Here is a 14,847-nt window from a genome sequence, read left to right on the forward strand (position 1 = left end):
TAGCTGGTATATATTTGGAGTATGAGAGGATGATTATAATAAATAAACGAAGGGAAGCTACGCCTAAATTTATAGTAGTGATATCCATTATTTTCGGCTTATTTGTAATTATTCAAAGCGTTCAAGTTATTTACACGCCGCATACATTTGTAAGAGTTGTGAACTTAATATCTACAATCTTTGTATCTGGAGCAATCGGGGCCTTCATTAGAGAACTATTTATTTTAAAGAAGAAAAAGTAAATCTTAATTTAAATCTTCAATTAACGGGTAGCGTTTCTACAATAAGTGGGTGGGGTATATGAAAATAAGAAGATTACCGTTAAAAGTTGGAATTATTCTCTTGAGTATCTTTCAAGTCTATTCAATCTTCACTAGATGGGGCGAGGATACGCGAGGAACAATCATTGCCAGTATAATTTTAGTAGGGTGTATACTATTGCTGATAACAGATATGTTCTTAAAAAGCGATAATCACAAGAACCATGCAAAATAAAAAAATCAGACATCTACGGCTATTGTTTGAAAAAATTGTAATTGTTAAATAACTTCAAATGCTTTAAAGTTAGAAGGTAATACACCTAAAGGAGAAAAGATAATGTTAAATTCAGATTTGGATATACGTTTAGAACCACGCATTAAAGAATTATATCAATTACATAAGGAACGTTCAGCAAATATGGACTGGAGCTATCACGAATTTATTCCATGGGACAAGGCCATGTCCTTTAAACGAGTTCCTTGGGATGAGAGTCAAGTAACTCTACCAGAAGGTATAATTGTTGCAGTTGAAACAGCATTACTTACAGAAGTAAACTTACCTTGGTATACTTCGCATTTGGATTATACATTTAAAAATTCAATGGAAGTAATAAATGATTTCGTACGCACTTGGACGGCTGAAGAAGACCAGCACTCTAACTTACTTGAAACATATTTATTGGTGACACGAAACGTAGATCCGAAAAGATTGCATGAATTAAGAAAAAGAGTAGTTGAAAGCGGTTGGTTTCCAGACTTCACTAACCCTTTAGCAACAATGGCGTATACTACATTGCAAGAGTTAGCTACACTAGTGTTTTATAATAATGTAGCTAAGACAGCGGGCCCGTACGACAAAGATTTAGCAACATTACTTCGACGTATAGCAAAAGATGAAGCACTTCATTATGCATTCTATCGCGACACAGTGAAAGCACATCTTGAACTTGATCCGAATTTCATTGTTTATTTTGAGAATGTAATTATTAATTTCTCTATGCCAGGAACTATTATGCCAGACTTTAACGATAGAATGAAAACAATTGCAATAGAAACGAATTATGGGCCACTACAATACTTTGACCAAGTATTAGATGTAGTTGTGAAATACTGGGATATTGCCAACTTACAACCTACTAGTGATGAGGCCAAACAATCACAAGCAAATATATTGAAATATCATGGACGTTTAAAAAGAATTACAGATCGCCATACAGGAAAAAAATAAAAGGCAGATGTATGAAAGGGTTTTTTATAATGAAAACAACTTGCGAAATATGTGAAAAAGAAACGAAAGATAAAGTAAGTTATTTGGAACTTGAAACGTGGGAGTTTGATTTTTTAAAGCAAGAGAAAAAAGATTTTTACTCTATTTGTTTTAATTGTTTTGACAAACATACGAATAATTTCATTGACAAAGAAATGGATCTTGAATTGAGAAAAAAACGTTCGCTTTTGGTGAATAAAGAGATCCAAGAAGAAATCGAGGCTATTCTAGAAGTCAAATGAATAATGACTCTGTGCTAGAAATATTCAGGTTTATTTCTAATACAGGGACAAAAAAAGTTAACATATGCCAGACGAGGTTAATAGGAAGAGAAGGAACTTCGCGGGAAGTTTCTTCTCTTCTTTTTTATGAGAAATTGTACTTGTTCGAATTAATACAAATAATTTAGAGCATATTTTTTCCAATTGAGATACAATGATAGTAAAATTTTATATATTTAAATATTCAACCAATATATGCAATTATATGAAAAAGGGTATATAAATAAAGATCAACCTTTTACTAACTCAACAAAAAGAAATTGAAAATATTGGATTACTAACTAAACTTAATTGGAGGAAATATTATGAAGTCTAAAATGAAAAGAAAAGATTTAATGAATAATAATGATATATGGAACGCTGTTATTAGTGTGATATGTGATTATGATTTCCCAACAGAAAAGAAAACCGTTAATGAAGCTTTCATTGTGTTTCAATATTATTCGGAACTTGAAAGCGGTGGACATGAGATGATGCTAACATGGTTTTCAGATTATATAAAAGAAGTTGGCATTAATCATTATCTAAACGAACTTATAAGTATTCTTGAAGAAATTGGTGCTAATGATTATGTAGTGATTGAGAAAAAGTACGGTGAGCAATTGTGGCAAATGTACTTAGGTTTAGAAAATGATGAGATTAAAGAAAGTGAATTTTATAGCATCATTGAAAGAGCGGATAATGAGTATTACAAACTAGATGGGAAGTTAGGGAATTTATTAGAAAATTTTTTTGTTAAAATACATACTGATTTGATTGAAGTAATTGAAGAATGAGTCTTTTATTTAAACAAACGTGAATGTTTCTAACACTGGGAGAAATAAAAAAAGTAAAATAGTATATTCAAGTAAGGGGTAGCGTTTCTACAATAAGTAGAGACGCTTTTTCACTAACGGGGAAGTTTACTGTAAGAAGGTAGGTGATAAAATGGAATACTGGGACTTAACTGAAAACCCTGCGGATGAAATTTACAGAAAACTAATAAAAGTGCTATGTGATAATTCAGATAAGTTCTATTTTGTGAGCAGGAAAGAACTAAAATACAATCAAGAGATACTTGTACAATTTAAACCTTATATGATAGAAAGCTATAAAACAAAAAAATGGGCAAATACAAAGACAAAAGGTCCATCCGCAACGGTTTATGTAATTGAGTCAAATAAAGAAACGTGTAAACTATTACAACAATTTGCGAATACTTTATATGATTGGGTAGCTCCAAAATTACCTGAAGATTTAACATTTTTAAAGAATGATTTTGCTTGGTTTTCCTGTACAACCCACGAAGAATTTGGAGGTTTTTCAATTCGTTCGGATTATTACAGAAATCTTATTGGTGAGATTCACGGTTTAAAAGTACAAAAAGTAGAATAGCTGTGTATTGCAAAATAACTGTACATAGAAATGCAAGATACCGAGACAGAGAATTGCAAAGAAAAATACATAGTGTTTAGAGCAAGATTTTACATGGAGAGGTGGGTATGATAGCCTACTTTGGCTAGAGCCAGATCCTTGGGGTTTCTGGCTTCTAGGCTCATGAATTATGCCCGCAGAGGCTCCATGTAAAATCATCTTGGAGTATGTAATATACTTTGCAATACTATGTACGTGTCCTTTGCAATTCTCTGTAGGTATTTTTTGCAAAATACAATAGCACTTGTCGCGCTAACGGTTAGCATTTCTACAATAAGTGGAGACGCTTTTTACATAACTGGCAAGAGTTGTAGAGAGTTGATTTACATGTGTTCAACAATCGGGCCAACTTGTCCAAGATATAAAAAAATGTCTATTTATTTAGTTCTGCTTGTACATCTTCAATTAATGCTGGTAAAGGGGAATCTTGTATTTCGTCAATAGGTGGCAATTTATCAGATAGAGCTTTCACTAGTGCCACCCGTTGTATTTCCGCAATGGCTTCTGTATCAACATTCTCCATATACTTAAAGTAAAAATCAATCATGTTGGACATTAAGTTGCCTTGTGATATCTCTATAGAATTGATTTCCGATAATTGATTTCTAATATATTCAAACCGTGTATGTGTATCCTCCGACAACCTTACAGACACCACTTTTGTTTTTTTAGTAGCCATTGTGTACACTTCCTTATTTAAGTATTAACTTCATAATTATATTATCAAATCAATCAACTGCATACAATCACTTACACTAGTTAATTTGATGGATTGTAAACAAATGCTCACATGATATACTACGTCTAGTTGATAAGTAGTAAACATTTACTTACAATGAAAATTTCACCTTTTGGCCTGTGATTAAAGCACACAAAAAAATGAAGGCGGTGCATGAGACAATGAATGAAATTACACTATTGAACAATAGCACCAAAAAAAGCACTATACTCAAGCATTTGTATAGCAAATTTGGCAAATGGTTTGATTCACCTTCAACTGAAGAATAGTTAAAAGAAAACAAACGTTAACAATGGTTTATCCAGATTCGAAAGGGGTTTTAATGAAATGATATTAAGAAAAGTACTACTTCCATTTGTAGCAGGTGCACTAGCTTTAAGTTTAGCTGCTTGCAGTGAAGAAGATAAAGGGGCAAAAGAGGAAACACCACAAATAGAGGGAAATGAGAAAGGCACGAAAGAAGGAGAAGCATCTGCTGAAGCCATGCAAGTCAAGTTAGCTGAGCAGCAAGTAGACAAGAAAAAAATCGTAGCTGTTGTAAATAATGAAGAACTTACAGGCATTGAATATAATGCTGCATTGACTTCATTCCAAGATCAAATGCAACAAACTGGACAAGACCCAACAAGCGAAGAAGTAGCAGAACAGGTAAAAGGACAAGCACTTGATGCGCTTGTTAACCACACATTAATTCTTCAAAAAGCAAAAGAAGCGGACATAACTGCATCTGAAGCTGAAATTGATGAAAGATATGCAACATTCGAAGAACAATTTGGTGGAGAAAAAACTATGAAAAAAGCTTTGGAAGCCGAAAGTATGGACGTTAAAACAGTAAAAGAGCAAATTGCTGAATCTCTACTTGTTGAAAAATATCAAGAAAAAGTTGTGCCAGCAGATGAAGTAAAAGTAACGGATAAAGAGATTCAAGAATACTATGATCAAGCTGCAGCGCAATCAAAAGAAGTTGGACAGGAACTCCCGCCACTTCAAGAAGCTAGTGAAGAAATCAAAGGAATTCTTAAACAACAAAAACAGGAAGAAATACTTGCTAACCACGTTGAAAAACTAAAAGCAGACGCTAAGATTGAGCTGAAAATTTAACTTTATTCAGCAAATGTTTTTTTGCGACGAGCTTGCCCAGGAGCAGAAGTCTCCAACTTCTATAAGTGGCGGGGGATAGTAGTGAATAAACTTATCGGAAAAACCATAAAGGTAAGTGACTACCTATTTAATTAGGAGGTATAGGACACAACCGAAATCACCCAAGTTATTGGAGGATGTTTATGAAAAGTTTATTAATTAAGAGAAAATTGAAGCTTGTAATTGAGATCAAAAGAAAAGATATGTATACAAAAGCGAAGCAATTAGGACTCATACATCCTGAAGTAGTCAAATGTAGTGAAGAACTAGATGTATTACTTAATAAGTATCAACCTTAGCGCCAATGTAAAACCCATTGAAAAAAGTCCCATTGTTAGATACGTTCACGTTTGTTTCTAACAATGGGGAAAAATCAAAGCTTTTAGTCAAGCACATATTTTGGTGAAGGGTCTATAATTTACTAAGCTAATTTTTAAAAGTTGGTGATCGTGTTGGAGTAAATCCACTTGATCCTGAAACGCGTCAAGCTGCTGGGTATAACTATGATGGTGGCTACGCAAATAAAATATTAGTTCCTGCAAAACAATGTGTTAAAATCCCTGAAGGAGTTTCATTTGAAGAAGGTGCCGCTTCTACTGATGCTGGTTTAACTGCTTATCATGCTCTTTTCGCAATTGGACAAGCAAAACCCGGTATGAAAGTTGGTATTGTCGGAATCGGGGGTCTTGGTCAGTTTACTGTACAAATGGCCATGATTAAAGGCTGTGAAGTTTATGCATCAGATGTTTCTGAAGCTGCCACTAAACTAGCTGAAGAGTTAGGTTGTAAAAAAGTTTATAACAATATTGTGGATATGAAAGAAGCAGAATGCGATTTAATTGTGGATTTTGCTGGTTTTGGTAAAACAACAGCTGATGCACTTGAAGCTATAAAACCTAAAGGGACAGTTGTTATTGTTGGTATGGGTGTTCTCCAATCAGAAATTAATACGTATTTGGTGATAACAAAAGAAATTAGGCTCCTTGGTAGTAATGGTGGAACAATAGAAGATTTAAAAGTTGTATATGAGTGCTTTGCTACAGGTAAAATGACACCTCAATTAACAACGATTCCATTCGAAGAAATCGACAAAGGCTTAGAAAAACTAAAAAATCACGAAGTCAAAGGCCGTTTAGTAGCCGTGTTTAAATAAAATCATAAAAAGCAGACGGTCATTTAGAAGTGCATTATCGTACTTCTAAAACGTCTGCTTTTTATGTTTCAATGAATATTTTAAAAATGTCTCTGTGTTAGAGACATTCAATTCAATCAAAAGGGAGTAAATTAAATGAACATGACAAAAGGGTTATTGGCTGTAACAAACCAACAGTATCAACTTTTTTTGAATGATTTTGATGGAGATGAAGCAAAGAAAAGAATACAAGTGGAGATCTTTCTAAGTGATGTTCTGCACAATCAATTAGTCGATATGAGAAATAATAATGCAATATCTACAAGTCAAATCGGAAATCACGTAATAGAGTATCTTAACTGGATGGATAAAGTACTTGGAGAAATTAAATAATTAATTACTAAATCCAGGTTCATCCAGTGTGTTAGAACTTGTTAAGAGTTCGGGACGTTTTAGTAAAAGGAGGGATCAACTCTCACTCTGTTATTGTTGGTACAGCTGATTTCGTTGACCAAGTCATTCCGATTTTACTATAACGTGGACTGTTTCATGATGATTACGAAGGTACTACGTTGCGTGATCATATGGGTGTATCTTATCAGTATGGACTTGCAAAAGAGATTTAGCATAGAGGTGTATATATAAACAACGCTACTTAATTTTACTGCTGAGAAATCGGGCTTTTTATGTTTACTTATAGTTACTTATAATAGGTTCAAAATAATTACATGTTAAAAAGGCATAAACAAACTTTTCTTTTTACGAAAAGTTTTGTTTATGCCTTTTTTAGTCTTATTTTCTTTTTAAATACCAAAAACCATTACCTACTCTTCATGTGTACGCAAGCAGTGCTCACATTCATATAAATAGGATTCATGTTGCTCTTTAATTTCACAACCACATTCACGACATTCTTTTTTCGGTAAGTTACGGTAAAATTCTAAATTCATCATCTTTATTACCCCCCCATTTAGTTTGTTATTAAATCCATTGTACTATAACAGAAGTAAAAAGTAAACCCTGTTATATAATTAGTATTTAATTTTTCAATTAATTTGATTTATAGTCGTTCTTGGATTGAACAGTCACTCCAAAAATGTATCAGTAATGTAGTGAGTTAAGGGAAGTATTTGTTATGATGAGCATTCAGGGGTTTCAAATATTGTACAGAAATTAACGCGTCATAAAATAATTATTTTTTATATGCTCGTTAGTTAGTTTCTGCATATTTTTTTCATATTTATTCACTATACTATTTATAGAAGGAGAGGGCGTATACGTAGATGAATAGAATATCGACAAAGTTAACAGCTTACTTTTTTTTGACTGTACTAATAATGGAAACGGTTTTTATCTTTTATCTTCATCAAAATATTATTCAAACAAGAGTCCAAGAAGAGTTTTCAAAATTATTGGCAAGCGGATCAAATCACAGAGATGTACTTGTAGAATACTATTCAGATACAACCATGAAACATATTGTATTGATGGAAAAAGACCGAGCACGTGAAGTCATTATTACAGATAATAAAAATAAGGTCGCAAGCAGCTCGGTTGAAAACATGCCTTCACTTCAAGAATATCTCCCTTTATTAAAAGACCTTAATCTGAAAACTGATCAAATATTGGTTTCAGATTGGAAAGAAGCTTCTTATATTATTAGTGCACATCCATATAAAGTGAGTCCAGTTCAATCTGGTTATGTTGTCATGTTTCAAAGTACGAGCTCTATTAAACAGCTGGTTAATGAGCTAAATATGCATTTTTGGATTGCTGGTGGGATAAGTGTTATAGTGCTTTTAATCGTCTATACTGCATTATCAAAAGTCATTACGCGACCTTTAATCCGTATGAAAGAAGCGACTGAAAAACTGAGTAAAGGGGACTTTGATGTAAGACTTCCATACATAGGTAAAGATGAACTTGGGGAGCTATCAGGTTCTATTCAAAAACTGGCCAATGATTTGGAACGATTAAAAAATGAAAGAAATGAATTTTTAGCGTCAATTGCACATGAATTAAGTACGCCTTTGACTTATTTAATCGGGTATACGAAGGTAGCCATGAGAAAAGAAATTAGTGAACAAGCGCGAGAACAGTATCTTTCAATAATTGCCGAAGAGTCAGAACGAATGAAAGAACTTGTTAAAAATCTATTAGATCTAGCAAAAATGGATGAGAATACTTTCACAGTGTCAAAGGAATATTTTGGGGCGCAAACGTTTTTTGAAAACATCGTCAAATTAGTTGGACCTTCTTTTGAAATGAAAAATATTAAACTTATTTTACTATGTGAAAACAATTTTCAAGTCCATGCTGATTCCTTACGATTAGAGCAAATTGTATTAAACTTACTTGATAATGCCTTGAAGTATTCTAAAGAAAATACAGAGGTTACACTGACAGTTCGAAAAAAAGAGAAGAAAACAATCATCTCCGTAATTGATTTCGGAATAGGAATTCCCACTGATGAAGTTGAGTTTGTATTTGAGAAGCTATACCGTGTTGAAAAGTCACGTTCACGTTCATTCGTCGGTTCGGGTATAGGGCTTGCCGTCGTGAAGGAGTTAGTTGAAGCGCATGGCGGAAGCATTGAAGTCAAAAGTATTTACGGCAATGGAAGTACATTTACTGTAACGATTTAGGAGGTTTTGAGAGTATATGCGGACGATTTTATTAGTAGATGATGAGCAAAAAATGTTGAATCTAATTGAATTATTTCTCCAACCGCTTGGATTCAAATGTATTAAAGAAACAAGTGGTAAGAAAGCAATCGAGATACTGAAAAATGAAAAAATTGATCTTGTCCTATTAGATGTCGTGATGCCAGAGATAAATGGATGGGAAGTATGTGAAAAGATACGCGAGTTTTCGAATATACCTATTATTATGCTTACCGCAAGATCAGATAAGCTAGATTTAGTAAAAGGATTAAACACTGGAGCAGATGATTATATAACAAAGCCTTTTGACGAAAATGAATTGGTAGCAAGAGTTAATGCGATTTTACGTCGGTTGTCTGAACGTGAATCAAAAGAAGCTACTATTACTTACGAGGGTTTGAAGTTGGATCTAGAAACGTATTCATTACAATTTCAAGATTCAATCGTACATCTCACTTTAAAAGAGTTTTACATCATCGAAGCATTAATTACTCGCCCCAAAAAGACGTATACACGAGAAGAACTTTTGCATGCTGCGTGGGCATATGACACATATACAGATACAAGAACAGTTGACTCACATATTCGTAATTTAAGAGAAAAACTGAAAAATGCAGGCTTCCCTATTGATGAATTTCTTAAAATAGTATGGGGAATAGGATATAAATGGTGCTAAAGGAGAAAAGTCAAAATGAAAAAACATAAAATTATATTCGGTTTATTAGTCCTAATATTAGGACTATCTGCATGTAACTCAAACGTAAATGAAGGATATTCATTTACGGAAGTAAAAAATAATAAAATTGATCATATACACGGGTTAGGATATATAAATGGTGGTAGTAATTTCGTCATTGCATCACATTTAGGACTATATGAATACGGGGTAGATGGCTGGAAAGAAGCAAATAGTCAAAAGCATGACTATATGGGCTTTCAAGCTGTAAGAGAAGGATTCTTTTCAAGTGGTCATCCAGTAGAAGGTTCAGAATTTAAAAATCCTCTTGGTCTCATTAAAAGCAGAGATAAAGGTGCGAGTTTCGAACAATTAGCATTTTACGGAGAAATTGATTTTCATTACCTTGCAGCAGGTTATGATTCCAATGCGATTTATGTATTAAATGAAACACCCATTGAAGAGATGAATGCAGGGTTACATTATTCTACAGATGAAGGAGTTTCTTGGACGAAAGCTACAATGAATGGGTTTATTTCAGATTCTATTTTTAATTTGTCTGCCCATCCAACGCGCCAAGAAATAATTGCAATCGGTAGTGAAGATGGAATATTTATTTCGGATGATTATGGTGAGAATTTTAAATCAATGAATGATGCAAAAATGGTCACTTATATAACATTAAATGAAACAGGAGGATATTATACTAATTTTGATAATGATTCAGTATACCTGAAGTCATTCTTGTTTGAGAGTAATGAAGAAATAGACGTCCAACTTCCAAAAGATTTGAAGATGGATCCAATCATCTTTATAGCAGTAAGTCCTGAAAATCAACAAGAGATAGTAATAGTTACAAATAATAACAATATTTTTATAACTACAGATGAAGGACTTTCTTGGGATAAACTTGCGTCAAATGGTGAGTTAACAAAATAAGTAAATGGAAGGTGCTAAAGATGTATAGTTTGATGTCAAAAATTAGTGAACCGGTTAGCCTTTTAAAAAAATAAGCATGGTATTAATTCGCCTGAAAATTTTTCGGGCGAATTTTTCCTTCTTACTTTATTATCTAATATCAAAAAATTAAAAAAATAACGCAATGGGAGGGGGGAATCCATAATTTTTCCATATTTATTTGTTACATTGGAAAGGTAAATAAACAAAAAGGAGAATACAAGTATGAAATCAAAAATTTGGATTACATCTTTCTTGGTCAGTATCGTCATCCTAGGAGGCTGTAGTAAGAACAACTCAGACTCAGATAATAATATGGAACACTCTAATATGACCCAGGAAGATATGCAAATGGAAGATGGAACGGAAGGTGATATGGAAAACAGTCATATGAGCCATAACGACCCTCTAACATTAAACGATTCTACCGGAGAAAATGATCTTATTATTCCACCAGTACTTGAACATGAGGATGATGAAGGAATTGTTTATAATATTGAAGCACAAGAAGGAAGCACGCAGTTTTTTGATGGATATCAAACAGAAACGTATGGATATAACGGCTCATTCCTTGGCCCAGTCATTCGGGTAAACCGAGGACAAACAGTGAAAATCAGAACAAGTAATAAATTATCAGATGAAACAACATTCCATTGGCATGGATTAGAATTGCCGGGTGAAGCTGATGGTGGCCCACATCAAAACTTAAAGTCTGGTGAGTCTAGAATAATAGAATTTAAAGTTGATCAAGAAGCATCAACATTGTGGTTTCACCCCCATCCTGAAGGGAAAACATCTGAACAAGTTTATAAAGGTTTAGCTGGCTTAATCTATATTGATGATGAAAATTCGGGAAATCTAGGATTACCAAGTGATTATGGTGTAAATGATATACCCTTGATTATTCAAGATAAAAAGTTTGATGATCAGAAACAATTAAACTACCAAGAAGCCAAAAATGAAGATGGGACGATTGGGGATGCATTATTAATAAATGGAACACTTAATCCGAAGCTTACGGTGAATAACGAAAAAGTACGACTACGTATTCTAAACGGATCTAATGCACGCAATTACACCTTCAAATTAAGTACAGGGAACTCATTTGTACAAATAGCGACGGATGGTGGCTTTTTGAATAAGCCTGTAACATTAAATGAAATTAAGCTAACACCAAGTGAGCGTGCAGAAATCATCGTTGATTTTTCAGGTTATGATTCGTCTAGCGATGTAGCACTAATCAATGAAGATGAAACAATACTATTGCCATTTGCGATCAATAATCAACTTATTGATTCAGGTAATATACCAGAAAGCTTGAATGATTTTGCTGTAACTGATGAAGAAAGAAATTTACCTGTTTCTAAAAAGTTGGAACTTTTCGGTATGGGAAATATGGTGACAATTAATGGTAAACAATTTGATATGGAACGAATTGATTTTACGCAAAAACAAGGTGTAACGGAAATATGGGAAATTTATAATAAACCAGATATGATGGGCGGTATGATCCATCCCTTCCATATTCACGGTACACAGTTTAAAATTATTTCAATTGATGGGATAGAACCTCCAGAAAATGAACAAGGATGGAAAGACACTGTAGCTATACAACCCGGAGAAAAAATAAAATTAGCTGTTAAGTTTAAAAACAAAGGTATTTATATGTTCCATTGTCACGTTCTTGAGCATGAAGATAACGGCATGATGGGGCAAGTGAAGGTAGAGTAGTTAAATGTCCCTGTATTAGAAACATTCACATTTGTTTCTAACACTGGGACAAAAATCATGCTTGTGATTTATGGTGGAATGGACATTTACCTTGAATTGGCTCAATATCATCACCAATAAAGGATTGCTTCCATTCATTATGCGACGGGTCACCGTAGTGGCCGATATCTGGATGCTTAGGTAGCTGATCCCAAGCTTCTACACGTGTACGAACTTTTTCACGTGACATAATTCCCCCTTTTTCAGTTCCTTCTAATCCTTCAAATATTTTGCGAGGCTGAAATCCTAGAACCATCGCATTTCCTAGATGACGTGTTTTTCGCTTCTTATATGCAGGAGCATTTCCAAACACGAAGATTGGCTCTCCATTGAATCGGAAATCCCATAAATAGTGCTCTGGATCGCGGGGACTGCCTTCTGGCCATTCAGTTTCGTCAACTTCATGTAGGAATTGGAGAATATCCCAAAATTGCTTTCGGTAGTCTTCGATAGAACCCTCTTGCAGGGAAGGCTCTACAAATACAAAGAGGCCGTGTCTCTTGTAGTTCGGTAATTTAAATAAATCTAGAAAGCCTTCTACAGCAAAGGGTAGATTACACCAGTCGTCTTGATTGATATAAGCATAGCGGAGCTCGCCCTTCAGTTCGCCACCCATACCAAAGAAACAAGGAAACGATTTATCAGTTACCGTATTATGAAAAGTTTCGTATTCTTTATAGAGCCAACTCGGCAAGTCCGTTCTAGTATGAAAATCTTCTTTTGTTAATAAAGCTTGTTCCTTCGTAATCATTTGATCGCCTCCACAATCTTTATTCACTCATCTCTTTATGTCTATTCTTTACCCCACCCTAAATTTCCTAAAACAACGATATTCTTTAAAAAATTCTATGTATATAAAGAGATCGAAAGTAGAATACTTTATAAAAACAACCTAATTCATTCGGGGGAAATCACAATCACAATCAGTTAATCAATTTTTTATGGATTTGGAGGAGGATAGAGATGAGAAAACAAATAGTGATGGGGATTGTTTCTATGGCTGCAGCAATTGCATTATCTGGATGCGCTAATGATGAAAAGGAAGTAAGTCCAAATGAAAACGAAGGTATGAATACTAATACGGAAGAAAGCATGGACATGGACCATTCTAAAATGGAGCCTTCAGGTTCAGGCGAAGTTCCTGAAGGGCTGAAAGTGGCTGAAAATCCAGCTTTTAAAGTTGGAAGTAAAGCTATTATTAAATCAGAACATATGGAAGGGATGAAAGGTGCTGAAGCAACCATTGTCGGTGCTTATGATACGGTAGCCTATACCGTTTCTTATACTTCTACCAATGATAGAGATAGAGTAGGAAATCATACATGGGTCATTCATGAAGAAATAGAAGGTAGTGGGTCAGAACCTTATGAACCTGGTGCAAAGGTAATCATAGATGTAGAACATATGGAGGGGATGGAAGGAGCTACTGCTGATATTGTTACAGGTGAAGAAACAACTGTGTATATGGTTGATTTCGTATCTACTACCGGAGAGGTAGTAAAAAATCATAAATGGGTAACTGAAAGTGAATTGTCTGCTAAATAAGGTTAAACAAAAATGTATTTAATCCCATCAAGGCTTATTCCTATATAGAATAAGTTTTTTTGGAATGAAAAAAACTCCCTTTGATAGAAACATTCACGTTTCTATTAAAGGGAAAATGATTTTGTTACTTACTGTATCTCTAAGGTGAAATCCATATTTCCTCTTTTTGCTTCTGAGTAAGGCCATATTTGGTTTGCCTTTTCAACTAAATCTTCTAATTGCCTTTTTTCGATGTGATCGCCTTTTACTTGTAAGTTAATAGCTAATCTATAGCCTTCTTCTGTTTCATTTTCTAACAAATTTACTTTAGCTGTGACCTGTGATTCGATATCAACGTTTTCTTTTTTCGCTACTATTTGTAAAGCACTATCAAAACATGTTGCGTATGCAGCTGCGAATAATTGTTCTGGATTTGTAACGTGATCTAATTCCTCATTTCTTTGGCTTCCAGGTATAGCGGTAGCCAAATTAATAACACCGTCTGAGGATTGAACTTTTCCTTCTAGCCCTCCGGAAGTTGTTGCAGTTGAAGTATATAGAATATCTGACATCCGGTATCATCTCCTTTAATTAAAAGTTTATTACCATAATTACTTTTCCCTGTGCGTGTTTTTTTATGTAGTAAACCTTAGAGGATAATGAATGAATGTTAACATAGGGACAAAAAAATCCAACTCAAGAAATTTAAGAGAACTAATTGGCGCATTACAGAGCATGAAGTATAAAGGCTGTATTCTTATAAAAGACTGTAGAGGAATGAAATAAGCTATTTATACATAGCATATTGGTGTCGGACTCTGTAGCATTTTAAGGTCAGTCTTAGACAGAGGTCTCTAGTTAAAGATGAAAATGTGAGTTTTTTGTCGCATTTTAGGATAAATAGAGGAAAAAAAGAAAAAATATTACAATTAAGTGTTTAAAGTTATGGTCAAATAGGGAATCCATAAATCTATAGTGTATTGATTACTGATCAACCTACAAACACTTATAAAAATATCTATCAA

The 14,847-nt window shown here is 34.0% G+C and carries 18 protein-coding genes; 14 read left to right on the forward strand and 4 right to left on the reverse strand.

Annotation, left to right across the window (positions count from 1 at the left end; genetic code table 11):
* The first annotated feature begins 29 nt into the window (after positions 1–29).
* From C7437_RS02270 to C7437_RS02290, 5 genes are all read left to right on the forward strand, one after another.
* Positions 30–242, forward strand: coding sequence for a hypothetical protein (locus tag C7437_RS02270; RefSeq protein ID WP_245909185.1), 213 nt, complete (start codon positions 30–32; stop codon positions 240–242).
* A 355-nt stretch (positions 243–597) separates the two neighbouring features.
* Positions 598–1,488, forward strand: a complete 891-nt coding sequence (locus tag C7437_RS02275; protein ID WP_111438018.1) for an acyl-ACP desaturase — start codon at positions 598–600, stop codon at positions 1,486–1,488.
* An 11-nt stretch (positions 1,489–1,499) separates the two neighbouring features.
* A complete protein-coding gene (locus C7437_RS02280; RefSeq protein ID WP_245909186.1) occupies positions 1,500–1,769 on the forward strand; it encodes a hypothetical protein in 270 nt (89 codons plus the stop codon).
* A 344-nt stretch (positions 1,770–2,113) separates the two neighbouring features.
* Complete coding sequence (locus tag C7437_RS02285) at positions 2,114–2,584, forward strand: DMP19 family protein (RefSeq protein ID WP_111438019.1); 471 nt, start codon at positions 2,114–2,116, stop codon at positions 2,582–2,584.
* Positions 2,585–2,735: 151 nt separating this feature from the next.
* Positions 2,736–3,182 (forward strand): hypothetical protein, encoded by a 447-nt coding sequence (locus C7437_RS02290; RefSeq protein ID WP_111438020.1) that lies wholly within the window; start codon positions 2,736–2,738, stop codon positions 3,180–3,182.
* 412 nt (positions 3,183–3,594) lie between these two features.
* On the opposite strand, the gene C7437_RS02295 is transcribed toward C7437_RS02290, so the two are convergent.
* Complete coding sequence (locus C7437_RS02295; protein ID WP_111438021.1) at positions 3,595–3,900, reverse strand: hypothetical protein; 306 nt, start codon at positions 3,898–3,900, stop codon at positions 3,595–3,597.
* A 387-nt stretch (positions 3,901–4,287) separates the two neighbouring features.
* Here C7437_RS02295 and C7437_RS02300 point away from each other — a divergent pair, with 387 nt between their 5' ends.
* The 4 genes from C7437_RS02300 to C7437_RS02315 all read left to right on the forward strand — a co-directional run bounded on the left by C7437_RS02300 (position 4,288) and on the right by C7437_RS02315 (position 6,625).
* Positions 4,288–5,061, forward strand: coding sequence for a SurA N-terminal domain-containing protein (locus tag C7437_RS02300; RefSeq protein ID WP_111438022.1), 774 nt, complete (start codon positions 4,288–4,290; stop codon positions 5,059–5,061).
* A gap of 182 nt (positions 5,062–5,243) precedes the next feature.
* A complete protein-coding gene (locus tag C7437_RS02305; protein ID WP_111438023.1) occupies positions 5,244–5,399 on the forward strand; it encodes an aspartyl-phosphate phosphatase Spo0E family protein in 156 nt (51 codons plus the stop codon).
* Positions 5,400–5,755: 356 nt separating this feature from the next.
* Positions 5,756–6,253 (forward strand): zinc-binding dehydrogenase, encoded by a 498-nt coding sequence (locus C7437_RS02310; protein WP_245909187.1) that lies wholly within the window; start codon positions 5,756–5,758, stop codon positions 6,251–6,253.
* A gap of 135 nt (positions 6,254–6,388) precedes the next feature.
* Complete coding sequence (locus tag C7437_RS02315) at positions 6,389–6,625, forward strand: hypothetical protein (RefSeq protein WP_111438024.1); 237 nt, start codon at positions 6,389–6,391, stop codon at positions 6,623–6,625.
* Positions 6,626–7,056: 431 nt separating this feature from the next.
* Here C7437_RS02315 and yhfH read toward each other — a convergent pair whose 3' ends face one another.
* The gene (yhfH, locus tag C7437_RS02320; protein WP_111438025.1) at positions 7,057–7,185 is read right to left on the reverse strand and encodes a protein YhfH; all 129 of its coding nucleotides are present in this window, start codon (positions 7,183–7,185) and stop codon (positions 7,057–7,059) included.
* A 330-nt stretch (positions 7,186–7,515) separates the two neighbouring features.
* Between yhfH and C7437_RS02325 the strand changes: the two genes are divergently transcribed.
* The 4 genes from C7437_RS02325 to C7437_RS02340 all read left to right on the forward strand — a co-directional run bounded on the left by C7437_RS02325 (position 7,516) and on the right by C7437_RS02340 (position 12,259).
* Positions 7,516–8,877, forward strand: coding sequence for a sensor histidine kinase (locus C7437_RS02325; RefSeq protein WP_111438026.1), 1,362 nt, complete (start codon positions 7,516–7,518; stop codon positions 8,875–8,877).
* 16 nt (positions 8,878–8,893) lie between these two features.
* Positions 8,894–9,571: a response regulator transcription factor gene (locus C7437_RS02330; protein ID WP_111438027.1), complete on the forward strand. Its 678-nt coding sequence runs from the start codon at positions 8,894–8,896 to the stop codon at positions 9,569–9,571.
* Between the two features lie 15 nt (positions 9,572–9,586).
* Positions 9,587–10,510, forward strand: a complete 924-nt coding sequence (locus C7437_RS02335) for a F510_1955 family glycosylhydrolase (RefSeq protein WP_111438028.1) — start codon at positions 9,587–9,589, stop codon at positions 10,508–10,510.
* 243 nt (positions 10,511–10,753) lie between these two features.
* Positions 10,754–12,259, forward strand: coding sequence for a multicopper oxidase family protein (locus tag C7437_RS02340; protein ID WP_111438029.1), 1,506 nt, complete (start codon positions 10,754–10,756; stop codon positions 12,257–12,259).
* Between the two features lie 55 nt (positions 12,260–12,314).
* On the opposite strand, the gene C7437_RS02345 is transcribed toward C7437_RS02340, so the two are convergent.
* On the reverse strand, positions 12,315–13,049 hold the full coding sequence (locus C7437_RS02345; RefSeq protein ID WP_111438030.1) for a YqcI/YcgG family protein: 735 nt from the start codon (positions 13,047–13,049) through the stop codon (positions 12,315–12,317).
* A gap of 212 nt (positions 13,050–13,261) precedes the next feature.
* On the opposite strand from C7437_RS02345, the gene C7437_RS02350 reads away from it, so the two are divergent.
* Positions 13,262–13,843: a YdhK family protein gene (locus C7437_RS02350; RefSeq protein ID WP_111438031.1), complete on the forward strand. Its 582-nt coding sequence runs from the start codon at positions 13,262–13,264 to the stop codon at positions 13,841–13,843.
* 128 nt (positions 13,844–13,971) lie between these two features.
* Here the strand turns inward: C7437_RS02350 and C7437_RS02355 are convergent, their stop codons facing one another.
* A complete protein-coding gene (locus tag C7437_RS02355) occupies positions 13,972–14,394 on the reverse strand; it encodes an Ohr family peroxiredoxin (protein ID WP_111438032.1) in 423 nt (140 codons plus the stop codon).
* Positions 14,395–14,847: the final 453 nt, after the last annotated feature.

The sequence above is a fragment of the Psychrobacillus insolitus genome (assembly GCF_003254155.1).
In the GTDB taxonomy this organism is placed as follows: domain Bacteria; phylum Bacillota; class Bacilli; order Bacillales_A; family Planococcaceae; genus Psychrobacillus; species Psychrobacillus insolitus.